15 protein-coding genes and 1 riboswitch are annotated in these 15,760 nt (G+C 41.2%); of the genes, 10 read left to right on the top strand and 5 right to left on the bottom strand.

The window, feature by feature from the left end:
* The first annotated feature begins 45 nt into the window (after positions 1-45).
* The 7 genes from K1I43_RS12595 (at position 46) to K1I43_RS12565 (ending at position 8,955) form a co-directional block, all read left to right on the top strand.
* Complete coding sequence (locus tag K1I43_RS12595; protein ID WP_019417300.1) at positions 46-1,263, top strand: GTP-binding protein; 1,218 nt, start codon at positions 46-48, stop codon at positions 1,261-1,263.
* A gap of 53 nt (positions 1,264-1,316) precedes the next feature.
* Complete coding sequence (locus tag K1I43_RS12590; protein ID WP_019417299.1) at positions 1,317-2,300, top strand: metal ABC transporter substrate-binding protein; 984 nt, start codon at positions 1,317-1,319, stop codon at positions 2,298-2,300.
* Between the two features lie 71 nt (positions 2,301-2,371).
* The gene (locus K1I43_RS12585; RefSeq protein WP_019417298.1) at positions 2,372-3,724 is read left to right on the top strand and encodes a cytochrome ubiquinol oxidase subunit I; all 1,353 of its coding nucleotides are present in this window, start codon (positions 2,372-2,374) and stop codon (positions 3,722-3,724) included.
* A 14-nt stretch (positions 3,725-3,738) separates the two neighbouring features.
* Positions 3,739-4,776 carry a cytochrome d ubiquinol oxidase subunit II gene (locus K1I43_RS12580; protein WP_033383332.1) on the top strand — a complete coding sequence of 346 codons (1,038 nt, stop codon included), beginning with the start codon at positions 3,739-3,741 and terminating at the stop codon, positions 4,774-4,776.
* Between the two features lie 94 nt (positions 4,777-4,870).
* Positions 4,871-5,071, top strand: a riboswitch (cobalamin riboswitch).
* A 110-nt stretch (positions 5,072-5,181) separates the two neighbouring features.
* On the top strand, positions 5,182-7,461 hold the full coding sequence (locus tag K1I43_RS12575; protein ID WP_019417296.1) for a ribonucleoside-diphosphate reductase subunit alpha: 2,280 nt from the start codon (positions 5,182-5,184) through the stop codon (positions 7,459-7,461).
* An 11-nt stretch (positions 7,462-7,472) separates the two neighbouring features.
* Entirely contained in the window at positions 7,473-7,964 is a 492-nt protein-coding gene (locus K1I43_RS12570) for a flavodoxin domain-containing protein (RefSeq protein WP_019417295.1), read from the top strand.
* The gene (locus K1I43_RS12565; protein ID WP_009361633.1) at positions 7,918-8,955 is read left to right on the top strand and encodes a ribonucleotide-diphosphate reductase subunit beta; all 1,038 of its coding nucleotides are present in this window, start codon (positions 7,918-7,920) and stop codon (positions 8,953-8,955) included. The genes K1I43_RS12570 and K1I43_RS12565 overlap by 47 nt, the downstream gene beginning before the upstream one ends.
* Before the next feature lie 32 nt (positions 8,956-8,987).
* Here K1I43_RS12565 and K1I43_RS12560 read toward each other — a convergent pair whose 3' ends face one another.
* Together K1I43_RS12560 and K1I43_RS12555 are read right to left on the bottom strand one after the other, a co-directional pair.
* Complete coding sequence (locus tag K1I43_RS12560; protein WP_019417294.1) at positions 8,988-9,428, bottom strand: hypothetical protein; 441 nt, start codon at positions 9,426-9,428, stop codon at positions 8,988-8,990.
* A 13-nt stretch (positions 9,429-9,441) separates the two neighbouring features.
* On the bottom strand, positions 9,442-9,741 hold the full coding sequence (locus tag K1I43_RS12555) for a DUF2325 domain-containing protein (RefSeq protein WP_006320652.1): 300 nt from the start codon (positions 9,739-9,741) through the stop codon (positions 9,442-9,444).
* A 175-nt stretch (positions 9,742-9,916) separates the two neighbouring features.
* Between K1I43_RS12555 and K1I43_RS12550 the strand changes: the two genes are divergently transcribed.
* From K1I43_RS12550 to cydB, 3 genes are all read left to right on the top strand, one after another.
* Positions 9,917-10,072, top strand: a complete 156-nt coding sequence (locus K1I43_RS12550) for a DUF1540 domain-containing protein (protein ID WP_009361637.1) — start codon at positions 9,917-9,919, stop codon at positions 10,070-10,072.
* A gap of 177 nt (positions 10,073-10,249) precedes the next feature.
* Positions 10,250-11,599: a cytochrome ubiquinol oxidase subunit I gene (locus tag K1I43_RS12545; protein WP_026011600.1), complete on the top strand. Its 1,350-nt coding sequence runs from the start codon at positions 10,250-10,252 to the stop codon at positions 11,597-11,599.
* On the top strand, positions 11,589-12,617 hold the full coding sequence (gene cydB / locus K1I43_RS12540; RefSeq protein WP_019417293.1) for a cytochrome d ubiquinol oxidase subunit II: 1,029 nt from the start codon (positions 11,589-11,591) through the stop codon (positions 12,615-12,617). The genes K1I43_RS12545 and cydB overlap by 11 nt, the downstream gene beginning before the upstream one ends.
* A 23-nt stretch (positions 12,618-12,640) precedes the next feature.
* Here cydB and K1I43_RS12535 read toward each other — a convergent pair whose 3' ends face one another.
* Genes K1I43_RS12535 through menH form a run of 3 tightly spaced genes read right to left on the bottom strand, consistent with a single transcriptional unit; the run spans position 12,641 to position 15,760 of the window.
* Positions 12,641-14,068, bottom strand: a complete 1,428-nt coding sequence (locus tag K1I43_RS12535; protein ID WP_033383328.1) for an o-succinylbenzoate--CoA ligase — start codon at positions 14,066-14,068, stop codon at positions 12,641-12,643.
* A 56-nt stretch (positions 14,069-14,124) separates the two neighbouring features.
* Positions 14,125-14,943 carry a 1,4-dihydroxy-2-naphthoyl-CoA synthase gene (gene menB / locus K1I43_RS12530; RefSeq protein WP_009361642.1) on the bottom strand — a complete coding sequence of 273 codons (819 nt, stop codon included), beginning with the start codon at positions 14,941-14,943 and terminating at the stop codon, positions 14,125-14,127.
* Positions 14,933-15,760 carry a 2-succinyl-6-hydroxy-2,4-cyclohexadiene-1-carboxylate synthase gene (menH, locus tag K1I43_RS12525; protein WP_019417291.1) on the bottom strand — a complete coding sequence of 276 codons (828 nt, stop codon included), beginning with the start codon at positions 15,758-15,760 and terminating at the stop codon, positions 14,933-14,935. The genes menB and menH overlap by 11 nt, the downstream gene beginning before the upstream one ends.

Below are 15,760 nucleotides of genomic sequence, written 5' to 3'. Positions count from 1 at the left end.
CGTTGTAAATCGTAATAATTACGTTTTGGGAAAGGAGAAACCTATATGAAAGTACCTGTTACCGTATTAAGCGGATATTTAGGTTCAGGAAAAACGACATTGCTTAATCATATTTTAAACAATCGTGAAGGATTAAAAATTGCTGTTATCGTCAACGACATGAGCGAGGTGAATATCGATGCTGAGCTCATTAAACAAGGTGGATTTTCACGTACAGAAGAAAAGCTTGTACAAATTCAAAACGGCTGTATTTGTTGTACGTTGCGAGAAGATTTAATGAAAGAAGTTCAAAAACTCGTTGAGGCTGGAAACATTGATTACATTGTCATCGAGTCATCCGGCATTAGCGAACCGATTCCTGTCGCTCAAACATTTACGTATATCGATGAGGAATTTGGCATTGATTTAACGTCAACATGTCGGTTAGATACGATGGTCACCGTTGTAGATGCCAATCGTTTTTGGCATGATTTTGCCTCCGGTGAAACGTTATTAGATCGTAAACAAGCAGTCGATGAAACAGATACGCGTGAAGTTGTCGATTTACTAATTGATCAAATTGAATTTGCAAACGTGCTTATTTTAAATAAAATCGACTGCATTTCTCAAGAAGATGCAGACGAGCTAGAAGCACTCCTTCGTAAATTAAATCCAGAAGCAAAAATCATCCGGACAACATACGGAAAAGTGGCACTTCATGACATTTTAAACACTCGTTTATTTGATTTCGAAAAAGCGAGTCAATCAGCTGGATGGATAAAAGAACTAAATGAAGAGCATACACCAGAAACAGAAGAATACGGCATTTCTTCTTTCGTATATCGTCGCCGTCGCCCGTTTCATCCCGAACGGCTGATGCATTGGCTCGAACAATGGCCAGTTGAAATCGTTCGCGCCAAAGGCTTTTTCTGGCTCGCTTCCCGCAACAATATGTGCGGACTTCTTTCACAAGCTGGGCCGTCCATTATGATTCAAGGGGCTGGCGAATGGATTGCCACATATCCTCCGCATGAACAGGAACAAATTTTGCGAGAAGAACATGAATTGCGTGCAAAATGGGACGATACGTATGGCGATCGCATGACAGAACTCGTATTGATTGGCATTGGTATGGACGAACATGCGATTTCTTCTTCCCTGGATGCATGTTTATTAACAGATGAAGAAATGAAACAAGACTGGTCAACTTTTGTTGATCCGCTTCCACCATTTGTTACTACTTCATACTTTTCAAATCGTAACGATTACGATATAATAAACTAGGAGAAAAAGGATGTTTTCATAAACATCCTTCTTTTTTGAGAGGAGGAAAAAATATGAAATTACGTGCAATGTTAACTATTATACTTGCAAGCACACTTACACTATTTGGATGCAATAAACAAGATGAAAACGCTCCAACCACTAGCGAGGGAAAAGACAATCCACTTATCATTTATACAACCGTATATCCACTTCAAGACTTTACCGAAAAAATTGGTGGAAAACATGTGCAAGTCGAAAGTGTATACCCTCCAGGCGTCGATGTGCACACATATGAGCCAACAGCAAAAACGATGCAACAAATTGCTGAGGCTGATGCGTTCATTTACATTGGTCAAGGAATGGAAGGATTTGTCGATCGCATCACGAAAACGCTAGAACATGAGCGCGTCAAATTCGTCGCAGCAACGGAAAACATGGAATTACTTTCAGCTAATGATACTCATGGAGACGAACATGCTCATGAAAATGAAGATGAACATGCTCATGAAAATGAAGATGAACATGCTCACGGAGATGTCGATCCTCACGTCTGGTTAGATCCGATTTATTCCATTGAAATGGCCGAAACGATTAAACAAACATTAGTAGAACTTAAACCTGAAGCGAAAGATGATTTTGAACAAAACTTCGCTTCATTAAAACAGCAACTTGAACAACTCGATCAACAATTTCAACAACTGATGAAAGAGGCGAAAAGAAAAGATATTCTTGTTGCTCATGCCGCATACGGCTATTGGGAGAAACGATACGGCTTAAAACAAATAAGCGTGACTGGACTATCACCAACAAATGAACCGTCACAAAAACAGCTTACTTCCATCATTAAACAAGCAAAAGAGCACAACATACAATATATCTTTTTTGAACAAAATGTTACATCAAAAATTGCTGAAGTCGTAAAAAATGAAATTGGGGCGGATGTACTCATTCTTCACAACTTAGAAGCGCGCACAAACGATGATATCGCAAACAATAAAGATTACTTTGCGATCATGAATGACAATATATCCGCATTAAAAAAAGCGTTACAATAAGCGATCGTTACGGTCGCTTATTTTTTTGCATATTTTTTCCCTTTTCAAATCAAACTAGGAAACGACAATGTATGGAAAGGGATGAACATCTCGGTATGGATCACGTACTAACAGCAAGAACGTTATTTGGTACAACCATGGCGTTTCATATTATTTTTGCGACGCTTGGAGTTGGTATTCCGCTCATGATTTTATTGGCCGAGCTACTATATCAAAAAACGAAAGACAATGACTACGCTCTCATGGCTAATCGTTGGACAAAAGCGCTCGCCATTTTGCTTGGCGTAGCGATTCCGTCTGGTACTATCGCAGGAGTACAACTTTCACTTTTATGGCCAGGTTTTATGGAAGTGGTCGGCAAAGTGATGGCGCTTCCGTTTCAAATTGAAATTTATGCGTTTTTCGTCGAAGCGTTATTTTTATCTATTTACGTATACGCAGCAGACCGTATCTCTCCAGCAATGCGCATCGTAAGCTTGACGCTTGTTGCCATCGGAGCAGCCGCTTCTGCCATTTTAATCACGAACGTTCACGCCTTTGAAGGTACACCGACTGGCTTTCGTATCGAAAACGGGCAAATTGTTGACGTCAATCCGTGGGAGGCGTTTTTTAATCCAAGCTTTGCCGTCACAGCAACACACGTCGTTTTATCAGCGTATATGACAGGTGCGTTTACGATCGCTTCAATCGCGGCATATCACATGTTGAAAAATAGACGCCATGAACGCATCCAACTTTTTTATAAAAAAGCGCTCATGCTCGGTTTAACAGTTGGCGGCGTATTTTCTTTACTAACAGCAATAAACGGACATGAATCAGCCCAACTTCTTCATGAATATCAACCTGAAAAATTAGCTGCTGCTGAAGGATTGTTTGAAACACAGTCGCACGCCCCGCTCGTCATCGGCGGTTTTACGGACCGTGAAACACAAACGGTCAAATGGGGAATTGAAATTCCGTGGTTACTTAGCTTTTTAGCGGGCAATCGTTTCGATACCGTCGTTGTCGGATTGAATGACTTTCCAGAAGAATGGTGGCCACCGTTGTTTGTCCATACCCTTTTTAATGCAATGGTCGGAATCGGCATGTTTCTTCTCCTTCTTTCCATTGTCGGATTCGTTTGGCATCGCATAAGAAAACAACACATATTTCCGAACTGGTTTATGTGGACTGTTGTTACTGCTGGGCCGCTCGCTCTTCTCGGCATTGAATTTGGCTGGATTTTTGCCTGTACAGGGAGACAGCCTTGGGTCATTTATCGCATGATGACAACGGCAGAAGCTGTAACACAGTCAACAAATTTAGGAACACTCTTTCTTTTATTTACGTCCATTTACGTATTTTTACTCGTCGCAGTCGTGCTCGTCTTGCGTTCTTATTTCCGCCGCCATCCGATTGAACAACACTTATCTACGCACATGTAGAAAGGAGCAAGATGATGACAGATGAATTAATTGCTATTTCAATTTTATGGGGATTTATTTTTATTTACGCCGTCATGGCGACGATGGACTTTGGAGCAGGGTTTTGGTCGATGGTATATATAAACCGCCCGCAAACGAAAGCAACGAAAATCGCAAACCGATATTTATCACCGACATGGGAAGTGACAAACGTCTTTATCGTTGCGATCGTCGTGGCGATCGTCAGCTTTTTTCCCGGAGCGACATTTATGCTTGGAACCATTTTACTTATACCCGGAAGCATCATTTTACTTTTGCTTACTGTACGTAGTGCGTTCCTCGTTTTTTCACACGTTGCTCCTAAATATGAAAAAGTGCTTGTTTACATTTCTGGTATAAGCAGCTTACTTATTCCAGCCTTTTTAATTAGCGTCTTGCCAATTACGCATGGTTCTTTTGTTGAAACAATGAATGGAGTCAGTCGTCTACGGCTTGATCGCTTATTTACAAGCCCACATGAATATGCATTTATCGCCTTTGCGATTACAAGTACACTCTTTCTTTCGTCGCTTTTATTAGCAGACTACTCAAACGAAGCAAATGAAATAGAAGCATATACGATTTATCGCCGCGATGCACTCATCATCGGGCCGTTTGCTCTTCTCTCCTCTATTCTCATTATGGTCACGATGCGAAACGAAGCGCGCTGGCTATATGACGGAATGATTGCACGTTGGCCGTGGCTTGTCGCTTCTGTCGTATTATTTCTCTTAGCTGGCGGGGCGCTTTTTCTTCCTTCATGGAAAAGAAAAAACGGACGCGGAATGCCACGTCTTGCGGTTGTAGCCATCGTCTTACAATATTTTTGTGCAAGTTACGCATACGGAAAAGCTCATTTACCATATATGATTTATCCGAATGTAACAATCGAATCCGGATTTACGCATCCGAATACGTTTCGTGCCCTTTTTGTGACGTATATCGTCGGCTTTGCTATTTTATTTCCAGGATTCATTTATTTTTGGCGGCTGTTTATGAAAGACCGGCGCTATGTAGCAAATGATGAAAAATAATGATTGCAAATGTTGAGATTTTTCGCTATAGTTTTAAACGTAAACCTTTTTCGTACAATATATTGTGATGATTGCAAGAAATAATAACTATATATTGAAACCGACAAGTGAAGGTGTCCGAGCGGACTTAATAGGGAATCTGGTGCGAATCCAGAACTGTCCCCGCAACTGTGTGCGCAGACGAAATGGAAACAACACCACTGTATATGTCAGCTTTTCAGGCGCATATATGGGAAGGAATCCAAAGTAGGAAGAAGCGCGAGTCAGGAGACCTGCCTTCCTTGTATCGTTTCATATTCTTCGGGGATTGAGAAGATGAAACGATGGTGAAAGCATGCCTTTTTCCATCGTTTCATCCGCTCAATGAGAGCGGATGTTTTTATTTTTTAGGGGAAGGGATGTTATATGGTGTACATAAAACAACAAACAGAAGGAAATGAAGAAACGATCCGCACATTATTGTTTCCTATTTTCAAAGACTTTCCACACTTAGCGAGTGAGCGATACATTGAACGGACTGTACGGGCGCTTGCTCATACGCAGCGGTACAACGACATGATGAATAAACTTATTTTAAATGCGCTTGATGAAATCACCGTAGAACAGCCGGATTGGACGTTTGTTGCGGCTCGTCTCTATTTGCAACAGCTATACGACGAGGCAGCTAACAATCGCGGCTATGATGTATCCGACACATATCGCTACTTTTATGAATTGCAAATAATGCTCGTCGATCTCGGCATTTACGACTCGTTTTTACTGGAACGATATACGAAAGAAGAACTGCAAGAAGCGAGCACATGGATTGACGCAAAAAAGGACGAGCTATTTACATACATCGGGTTAAAAACGCTCGTTGATCGCTATTTAGCGAAAGGGTATGGCGGCGAAATTTACGAACTGCCGCAAGAGCGCTTTTTAACGATTGCTTTAACATTAATGGCATATGAACATCCGACAAAACGAATGGCACTAGCGAAAGAAGCATATTGGGCGTTATCTAACCAATACATGACCGTTGCTACGCCAACTTACGCAAACGCTGGAAAGTCGTATGGTCAATTGTCGAGTTGTTTTATTGATACGGTAGACGATAGTTTAATTGGCATTTATGAGTCGAATACCGACATCGCTCGTTTATCAAAAGGCGGTGGAGGAATTGGCGTATATTTAGGAAAAATTCGCGCACGAAATTCTGACATCAAGGGATTTAAGGGAGTTTCATCTGGCGTCATTCCATGGATGCGCCAATTAAACAATACCGCCGTATCGGTTGACCAGCTCGGTACGCGGCAAGGAAGTATTGCCGTATATTTAGACGTTTGGCATAAAGACATTTTCTCGTTTTTAGACGCGAAGCTAAACAACGGCGATGAACGGCAAAAATGCCATGATTTATTTTATGGCGTATGCATCCCTGATTTATTTATGGAACAAGTCGAAAAGCGCGGCGATTGGTATTTATTTGACCCACATGAAGTGAAAAAAGTGATGGGCTGGAAAGATAAACACGGCAATCCATTAGGGCTAGAAGACTTTTATGATGAAGAACGAGGAAATGGCTCGTTCCGTGAAAAGTATGAGGAATGTATCAATCATCCAGAGTTAAGTAAAGAGCGCGTTCCTGCGATTGAAATCATGAAACGGATATTAAAGTCACAGTTAGAAACAGGAACGCCTTATATGTTTTATCGCGATGAAGCAAATCGGATGAATCCGAACAAACACGCAGGCATGATTTATTCTAGCAATTTATGTACAGAAATTATGCAAAACATGAGCCCAACGATCGTCACAAAAGAGTATACAGAAGATGGGGAGATTATCGTTCATAAAAAGCCGGGCGATTTTGTCGTTTGCAACTTATCGAGCATTCATTTAGCGCGTGCCGTACAAGATGATGTGTTAGAACGATTAATCCCGATTCAAGTGCGCATGCTCGATAACGTCATTGACTTAAACGAAAAGCGAATTGAAGTGTTGCAAGCTGTCCTCACCAATAAAAAATATCGCGCCATCGGGTTAGGGGCATTTTCTTGGCATCATTTATTAGCGCTAAAAGGAATCAAATGGAACAGCGAAGAAAGCGTACAGCTTGCTGATCAGTTATTCGAGAAAATTGCTTATTTAACGATTCAAGCGAGCATGGAGCTTGCCAAAGAAAAAGGAGCATATCCAGCGTTTGAAGGCTCCGATTGGCACACAGGAAAATACTTTGAACTTCGTGGGTATTATTCCCATGATGAGTTAGATTGGGATCATTTAAAACAACAAGTGATGGCATATGGGATGAGAAATGGCTATTTAATGGCGCCTGCGCCAAACGCTTCCACATCCGTTTTAGCAAACGGAACAGCATCGTGCGACCCTGTCTTTAACCGTTTATATTTTGAAGAAAAGAAAAATTATAAAATTCCTGTGACCGTCCCTGATTTAAACGCAAAAACGTTTTGGTTTTACGATAACGCCTATGAAGTGGATCAAAAGATGAGCATTCGTCAAAATGCTGCAAGACAAAAACATGTCGATCAGTCGTTAAGTTTTAATCTATATGTGTATAACACGATTAAAGCAAAAGACTTGTTGGACTTGCATCTCACCGCATGGAAAGAGCGGTTAAAATCGACGTATTACGTTCGTAGTACTGCAGTAACGATTGAAGAATGCGACGTTTGTTCATCGTAGGGGGATAAAAAATGAACGTTCTTATTTGTTATACATCGAAAACAGGGAACACAAAAGAAGTGGCGCTGTTAATAGAAGAAGCTTTTTGCTCATACGGACATGCGGTGAAAACGATCAATGTTGAACATATGTTTGCGATCGAATCGCTCATTCATGACACACAACTTCTTTTATTCGGTTCATATACGTGGGGAAATGGACAACTTCCGGACGAAATGAGGAAGCTACTTCGTTTTCTTATTAAAGAGCGAAATCTTTCTTTGCCTCCTGTTGCGCTGTTTGGCACAGGAGATCAAATGTGGCCATACTATTGCCGCGCTGTCGATGAAATGGCGTACCATTTACGAAAAGTGACGACGGTGCTCGGCACGTTAAAAATTGAACAATCCCCACGCGGCCATCAACAACATTTACCGGCTGTTTTCGTCCATCAACTACTCAAGGAGGTTGAGCGTTTTGTTATTGACGAAAGTAAAATTGCTCGAGCCGTCGCATCCAAATAAAGCAACAAGCATTATTAACGGAAAAGCAAGCGGCATTTTAAACTGGAACGATATTAAATATAGCCATTTTTATGATATATACAAAATGTTGCTCGGCAACTTTTGGACGCCGTTTGAAATTAACATGTCGGATGATATTAAACAATGGCATCATTTAAGCGAGCGGGAACGTGATGCATTTTTACACATTATCGGGTTGCTGTCGATTTTAGACTCTGTGCAACCGAACTTTATCGGAGCGATGAAAGAATACATTACCGATCCGAGCGTCAAAGCGATTTTTTCGATTATCGAACAACAAGAAGTCGTCCATAATCAGTCGTACTCGTATGTGCTTGCGTCTATTGAGAAACTATCCGAACAAAACCGGGCCTTTGAAATGGCGCGCACGAATCCGCACATTTATAAGAGAAATGAACACGTCATTCGCGTATATGAAGCGTTTCGTGAACGGCCAACGGTTGAAACGTTTTGCCGTGCCCTTGTCGCTTCGCTCGTCTTAGAAGGAATTAATTTTTATTCCGGGTTCGCCTTTTTTTACAACTTAGCGCGAAACCAAAAAATGCTGAAAACATCTACAATGATTAGCTATATTAATAAAGACGAACTATGCCATAGCTACTTCATTTCCCAACTCGTACGCGCTGTATTATGGGAAAATCCTCATCTGGACGAAGACGGATCATTTTCAGCGTGGATATATGATTACATCGATGAAGCGATCCGTTATGAAACGGAATGGTCGCGTTTTGTATTGCGCGACATCGATGGCATTGATGTCATTGAAATGGAGAAATATATCGAATATCTCGGAAACAAGCGGCTGCGCATGCTTGGCTTAGACGACCGCTACGAGGCGGATGAAAACGCGATGCCTTGGATTCGCGTCTTTAGCGATGAAAACGTAAACTTAGGCAAAACTGACTTTTTTGAAGCCCGTCCACGTTCATACACAAAAACAACCGATATTAATGGATTTGATGAATTGTAAAAAACCGGGAAGATCACCCGGTTTTTTTACAATCAATGTGTACAATACATTCCACTTGTTGGCGTAACATAGGACAAACGATTTTTCATCACATGATATATTCGTACGATTTTCGGCTTTTGATCAAATAAATTTTCAAATTGTTGTATTGCATGCAATAAAGGGATGCGTTCAACAACAAAAACGTTCATACATGATGGGACAACGCATGTGTCAGACGTATATGATGCAGTAATTAACGCATCGTGCTCGTCTAATATGTGAACAAATGACCGATCATTGGCGACAAAGCGAAGCAAGTAATCCGTCATTTTTGCAATCATTTTATAGTATGTAACGGGAGAGTCACAAGAAGCGATCGGAAACGATGATGTTGCCCGTTCAATTCCTTTTAGCAACGTAAGCGATGAACGATGAGGTGGAGATATGCTGTAATGATAAGTTAACACTTCATTCAGAAACGATTGCCACAATGTCCTCTCCTCCTTAGTTCACTCGTTTTAGCTCCCCCATTTGCTCAATGACAGATTGAATGGAACTCCATGAACGCTTTACAAAGTAAATCGGCTTGTGTTGATCTTTTGCTTTTTGTTTAATGACTTTCGCTAAATTATGGTTAATATAATCCGTCATCACAAATACGATATCGACGTGCTCTGGTATTTGACGTTTCACCATATTCACTTTTCGACCATCTAAATGAATAATTTCCTTAAATCCTGAGTTTTTTAATTTATCGGTAATGTTTCCTAAATGATCCGCACCAACAACTAATAACGATGACATATAACTCCCTCCTACTTTTTGTCTTATATTGCACAATTTCATTCTAATTGAGAATGATTATCTATGTCAACATATAATGATAAAAATTCTCACTATTTTTGCTCATTTTTTCATGTTATGTCTTGCCAACGTTTTGTCTACACTAACATCAGCATAAAGAAAGGAGGGAATAATCATGGCAAAAGATGTGCTTTGTGAAGTGCAAAATTGTCAGTTTTGGTCACAAGGTAATCGATGTAGTGCAGACGCAATCTATGTCGTAAGCCATGCCGGTGCAACGGCAACAAGTTCAACAGAAACAGACTGTAAAACGTTCCAACCGAACGAATAACAGCATCCCCCTTGCTCAGTGCAGGGGGTTTTCTCTTTTTTCATGTTAATAATCGTGAATAGACACATTTTTTTAAAATTATCGCCACAGTTTTGCAACATTTCTCTCATCTCTTCTTCACGTATCGAGGTTACTCTTATACATATGAAAAATATTTAGCATATCGGAGGGGGATACATGAGCGACGTGCTTTTGCTTAGCCGTTTTCAATTTGCCATTACGGTTTTTTATCATTTTTTATTCGTCCCGTTAACGATTGGTCTTATTGTTTTAATTGCATGGATGGAAACACAACACGTACGAACAAAAAATCCGCTCTATCGGCAAATGGCAGACTTTTGGGGAAAATTGTTTGCGATCAACTTCGTCCTCGGTGTTGTGACAGGAATTACAATGGAATTTCAGTTTGGGACAAACTGGTCGGAGTATTCGAAATATATGGGGGATATTTTCGGCTCTCCGCTCGCCATTGAAGCGCTCGTTGCTTTCTTTTTAGAGTCAACATTTATGGGCATTTGGCTATTTGGGAAGGATAAAATTTCACCAAAACTTCGTGCCTTCTCGATCTGGATGGTGGCGCTTGGCACAAACATTTCAGCGCTTTGGATTATCACAGCAAACGGCTTTATGCAAAATCCGGTCGGATATATTGAAAGAAACGGCCGCATCGAACTTCAAAACTTTTGGGAAGTTGTGACAAATCCATATGCATGGCATATGTTCGTTCATACAGTTGTTAGCTGTTATATCGTTGGGGCATTTTTTGTGATGGCGGTTAGTGCTTGGCATTTATTACGCAAACAACATATCGAGTTTTTCAAAAAATCGTTTAAATACGGACTCATTTTAGGATTAATCGCAGCAACAGCTACACCGTTTATCGGGCATAAATCCGCATCATTTGCGGCAAAAATGCAACCTGCCAAAGGGGCAGCTCTTGAAGCCGTGTGGGAAACAAAAGAAAGTTTACCATTTCACATTATTCAAATTCCTGACCCAGAAAATGAGCGTAACATCATTGAATTTTTAACGATCCCAAAGCTCGGAAGCTACTTTTATACGCACTCGTTTGATGGGAAAGTTGTCGGATTCGATCAAATTCCGAAAGATGAACGTCCGAATGTCAATATCGTCTTTTATTCATTTCGTTTAATGGTAGCACTCGGTCTATACTTCGTCGCTCTATTTTGGTACGGATTTTACTTATATCGTAAAAATAAATTAGTTGAATCACGACGTTTCTTAAAACTTGTGATGTATTCTGTATTGCTTCCGTATGTCGCTATCAACGCTGGCTGGGTCGTTGCGGAAGTCGGGCGTCAACCGTGGACGGTATACGGATTAATGCGCACAGCTGAAGCCGTATCACCTATTTCTCTTTCACAAATTGTTTTCTCACTCGTCAGCTTAGTTTTGTTTTACACCATTTTGCTTATCGCAGACGTGTACTTAATGTTGAAATATGCGAAAAAAGGACCGTACACATCGACGGCTACGAAAGGTGGGGAAATTCAACATGTCTCATGAAACAGTTGCGATCATTTGGTTCGGACTATGGGGACTCATTTGGACGATATACTTTGTGTTAGATGGATATACGCTCGGCACAGGCATGTTGTTTCCGTTTTTAGCGAGAAACCGTCAAGAGCGAAATCAGTTGCAAGAAGCGGTTGGACCGTTTTGGGGCGGAAATGAAGTCTGGTTAATTACAGCTGGAGGGGCAACGTTTGCTGCGTTTCCAGCTGTTTACGCAGATTTATTCAGCTTCTTATATACACCGATGATGCTCATTTTATTCGCGCTCTTTTTCCGTGCAGCTGGATTAGAATTTATGCATAAAGATGATGCACCACTTTGGCAAAAAGGCTGGAAATGGGCATTCACTATTAGCAGTTTTGCTTTAGCGCTTCTGTTTGGTGTTGCCTTTGCTAATTTGTTTTACGGTTTAAAAATTGGTCCATCTGGATATGAAGGAACGTTGTTCACTTTGCTTCATCCGTACGGTCTTTTAGGTGGTTTATTATTTATTAGCTTATTTGCAGTCTCTGGTGCCTTGTGGGTCATGCTAAAAACAGTTGGAGATGTAGCAGAACGTGCCTATAAAGTGGCCCGTCCCGCTTCCGTTGTTGCAACGGTCGTATTATCTCTTTTCTTCGTCGCAACAAGCAATCGTACGCCGCTATTTAACAACTTTACGAAAGCACCCATTCTTTGGATCGTACCCGCACTAGCTTTCGTATGTGCATTGCTCATGCTATTGTTCGTCTGGCAAAAACGAATTGGACTTGCGTTCACAAACATTTGCTTAACTATTTTCACGCTCATGACCACCGGTTTTATCGGCATGTTCCCAAACATGCTCCCTTCGCGCATCGATAATGAATATAGTACAACGCTTTTTGAGGCGGCAGGAAGTGAATTGAACTTAAAAATTATGCTCGGTGTCGCCATCGTCATGGTGCCGATCGTAGTGGGCTATCAGCTTTGGAGTTATAAACTGTTTAAAGAAAAAATTACAAAAGAAACAGCGAAAGGATATCAATAAAAGGAGGCATCTTCCGCCTCCTTTTATTCATTGATCCACTTTTTTAACTTATGGCGCATCAGTTTGTTAGCCGCATTACGCGGTAAATGATCAACGATGTAAATTCGTTTCGGCACTTTATATTTCGCCAGCTTATTCATACAAAACTGCTTTAATTGCTCTTCTGTTGCTGTTACATCATGCAATACGACAAACGCGCATGGCACTTGTCCCCATGTTTCATCAGTCACTCCGACTACGCCTGCTTCTTTTACTGCCTCATGTTGCAAAAGCACGGATTCAATTTCAGCCGGATATACGTTTTCTCCACCAGAAATAATTAAGTCTGAACGGCGGTCAAGCACATATAAAAATCCTTCGTCATCCATATATCCGATATCCCCAGTATGTAGCCAACCATCTTTTAACACAGCCGCTGTTCCTTCCTCATTTCTCCAATATCCTTTCATAACGCTCGGGCCTTTTACAACAATTTCCCCCACTTCATTCGCATTCAGTTGTTTCCCCTCTTTTTCAATACGAACGTTCATATGAAAAAGCGGCTTTCCTGCTGAACCTTGTTTATGACGAGCATCTGGAGATAATGTGGCCACTTGCGAAGCGGTTTCTGTCATACCGTACGTTTGATACACCGGTATATTCCAATAAGCACATGATTGCAACAAAGGAAGTGGCACAGGACCACCGCCAACAAGCATGCAACGAAACGATGAAGGATACGGAGCTTTTAACTCTTGAATCATTTGTTGCACCATTGTGCTGACAGCCGACATCATCGTAATGTTTTGTTGAAAAATGAGCTCATTGATGCGTTTCGCATCAAATGACGACATCACATACACACCAATTCCGTAAATGACGCTCCGCATTAAAATCGACAAACCGCTAACATGAAAAAAAGGAACAGCGGCAAGCCAACAATCATCTTCACGCAATCCAAGATTCAAAGCGGAACCAATTGCACTCCACCAATGATTTCCGTACGTTTGCATAACCCCTTTTGGCTTCCCTGTCGTTCCCGATGTGTACATAATTGTTGCGACATCGTCTAAATTGTACATCGTTTGCCATTTTTCATCTCTTTCACCAAGTTGGGTAACCTCGCTCCATTCAATCGCTCGCTCATCTGGAAAAGGCTCATCACAAATGACAAATCGCGCCCCACTATGTTCTAATTGCCACTTTACTTCATCTACGGATAAACGTACATTTTGTAATAAAACAATCGCACCAATATAATGGAGGGCGTGAATAAGCTCAACCATATGTACACTATTTTTCATTAAGATAGCTACAACATCCCCTTTTTTTACACCGAGAAAAACAAGTTGTCTTGCTCGTTTTGCCGTTCGTTCATGAAGTTCAGCAAATGAAATCGCTTCTGTTTCATCATATATCGCTATACGATTTGGCGTTAAATACGCACGTTGAAGCAACCAGTTTGGAATCATCTTCACACCACCTTCAAAAAAACAGCTTGATGTGCATACATCAAGCTGTCTTCATTTTACGGAAAACGCGGGAATTGTTTAAAGTTCGGTTTCCGTTTTTCTTTAAATGCATCGCGTCCTTCTTTCGCTTCGTCTGTTGTGTAATAAAGAAGCGTTGCATCCCCTGCAAGTTGTTGGATGCCTGCAAGTCCATCTGTATCTGCATTAAACGCAGCTTTTAAGAAACGAATAGCTGTCGGACTTTTTTCTAAAATTTCTTCCGCCCATTTCACCGTTTCTTCTTCTAATTGTTCAAGTGGAACAACTTTGTTCACTAATCCCATTTCTAACGCCTCTTGAGCGTTGTATTGACGACATAAATACCAAATTTCGCGGGCTTTTTTATGTCCAACAATACGCGCTAAGTAACCAGCACCATATCCTCCATCAAAGCTGCCAACTTTCGGGCCTGTTTGACCGAAAATCGCATTGTCTGCTGCGATAGTTAAATCACAAACAACATGTAGCACATGGCCACCGCCGATCGCATAACCTGCAACCATCGCAATAACCGGTTTTGGAATGACGCGAATTAAGCGTTGTAAGTCTAATACGTTTAAACGTGGAATTTGGTCGTCACCTACATATCCACCATGCCCACGCACTTTTTGGTCGCCACCCGAGCAAAACGCTTTGCCTCCTGCTCCTGTTAAAATAATGACTCCAATATTTGCATCGTCACGAGCATACGCAAACGCATCAATTAACTCCATCACTGTTTTTGGGCGGAACGCATTATGTACTTCTGGACGGTTAATTGTAATTTTTGCAATGCCATTATACGTTTCATACAAAATATCTTCATATTCTCTTTCTTTTACCCATTCAATCGCCATGCAATAAACCTCCTCTTAACACAAATTGTTGAACAAGTGTACAAAATCGTTCACGCTGCTCTAGATGCACAACGTGCCCCGCATTCGGAACGGTGATGAGCGTCCCGTTTGGTAATAATTGTACCATTTCTGACGCAATTCGACAAAACTTTTCATCATCTTCACCACAAATCAACAATGTCGGAATCATCAATTGAGGCAACGCTTCCCACCAAGAAGGTTGCGCTCCTGTTCCCATGCCACGCAAACTGTTAGCTAATCCAATCGCTGTATGCTGTAATCGTTCTTCTCTTATCCGTTGTTGTACATCTTCGGGCAATCGCTTTAAAGAAGAAAATAACGGGATGTTCTCCCACCGCTCAACAAACGAAGCAACCCCATGTTGTTCAATAAACTGTGCTAATCGTTCATCTTCTTCCCGACGCTTCATGCGCTCTTCTTCCGTCTTTAGCCCCGGAGAGCTACTTTCTAATATTAACGTTTGCACATACTGAGGATAAAGAACTGCAAATGTTAACGCAAGCCGACCACCCATCGAATACCCTAGCACATGGGCTTTTTTTATCCCTAAATGTTCTAAAAGCATAGCGACATCTTGGGCAACCATATCGATATGATATCGTTGTACAGAAGAAGGGGCATCCGTTTGTCCATGACCGAGAATGTCCATTGCTATGCATTGCATATGTTGTTCCCACATCGAAACAAGCGGATGCCACGTTTGACAACTACCTGTAAATCCGTGCAGCAACAAAATAGGCTGTCCATTTCCGTGCCTTTCTACATAATACGTTTGCCCTCGAACGACAAACTTCAT

This window comes from Anoxybacillus sp. ST70 (assembly GCF_019553625.1).
GTDB classification, from domain to species: Bacteria; Bacillota; Bacilli; order Bacillales; family Anoxybacillaceae; genus Anoxybacillus; species Anoxybacillus gonensis.
This window is presented reverse-complemented; position numbering and strand designations above follow the sequence as displayed.

Excerpts from the sequence above, each read along its gene's own strand:
- K1I43_RS12595 (WP_019417300.1), top strand. The coding sequence starts at position 46 with ATGAAAGTACCTGTTACCGTATTAAGCGGATATTTAGGTTCAGGAAAA.
- K1I43_RS12590 (WP_019417299.1), top strand. The coding sequence starts at position 1,317 with ATGAAATTACGTGCAATGTTAACTATTATACTTGCAAGCACACTTACA.
- K1I43_RS12585 (WP_019417298.1), top strand. The coding sequence starts at position 2,372 with ATGGAAAGGGATGAACATCTCGGTATGGATCACGTACTAACAGCAAGA.
- K1I43_RS12580 (WP_033383332.1), top strand. The coding sequence starts at position 3,739 with ATGACAGATGAATTAATTGCTATTTCAATTTTATGGGGATTTATTTTT.
- K1I43_RS12575 (WP_019417296.1), top strand. The coding sequence starts at position 5,182 with ATGGTGTACATAAAACAACAAACAGAAGGAAATGAAGAAACGATCCGC.
- K1I43_RS12570 (WP_019417295.1), top strand. The coding sequence starts at position 7,473 with ATGAACGTTCTTATTTGTTATACATCGAAAACAGGGAACACAAAAGAA.
- K1I43_RS12555 (WP_006320652.1), bottom strand. The coding sequence starts at position 9,741 with ATGTCATCGTTATTAGTTGTTGGTGCGGATCATTTAGGAAACATTACC.
- K1I43_RS12550 (WP_009361637.1), top strand. The coding sequence starts at position 9,917 with ATGGCAAAAGATGTGCTTTGTGAAGTGCAAAATTGTCAGTTTTGGTCA.
- K1I43_RS12545 (WP_026011600.1), top strand. The coding sequence starts at position 10,250 with ATGAGCGACGTGCTTTTGCTTAGCCGTTTTCAATTTGCCATTACGGTT.
- cydB (WP_019417293.1), top strand. The coding sequence starts at position 11,589 with ATGTCTCATGAAACAGTTGCGATCATTTGGTTCGGACTATGGGGACTC.
- K1I43_RS12535 (WP_033383328.1), bottom strand. The coding sequence starts at position 14,068 with ATGATTCCAAACTGGTTGCTTCAACGTGCGTATTTAACGCCAAATCGT.
- menB (WP_009361642.1), bottom strand. The coding sequence starts at position 14,943 with ATGGCGATTGAATGGGTAAAAGAAAGAGAATATGAAGATATTTTGTAT.
- menH (WP_019417291.1), bottom strand. The coding sequence starts at position 15,760 with ATGAAGTTTGTCGTTCGAGGGCAAACGTATTATGTAGAAAGGCACGGA.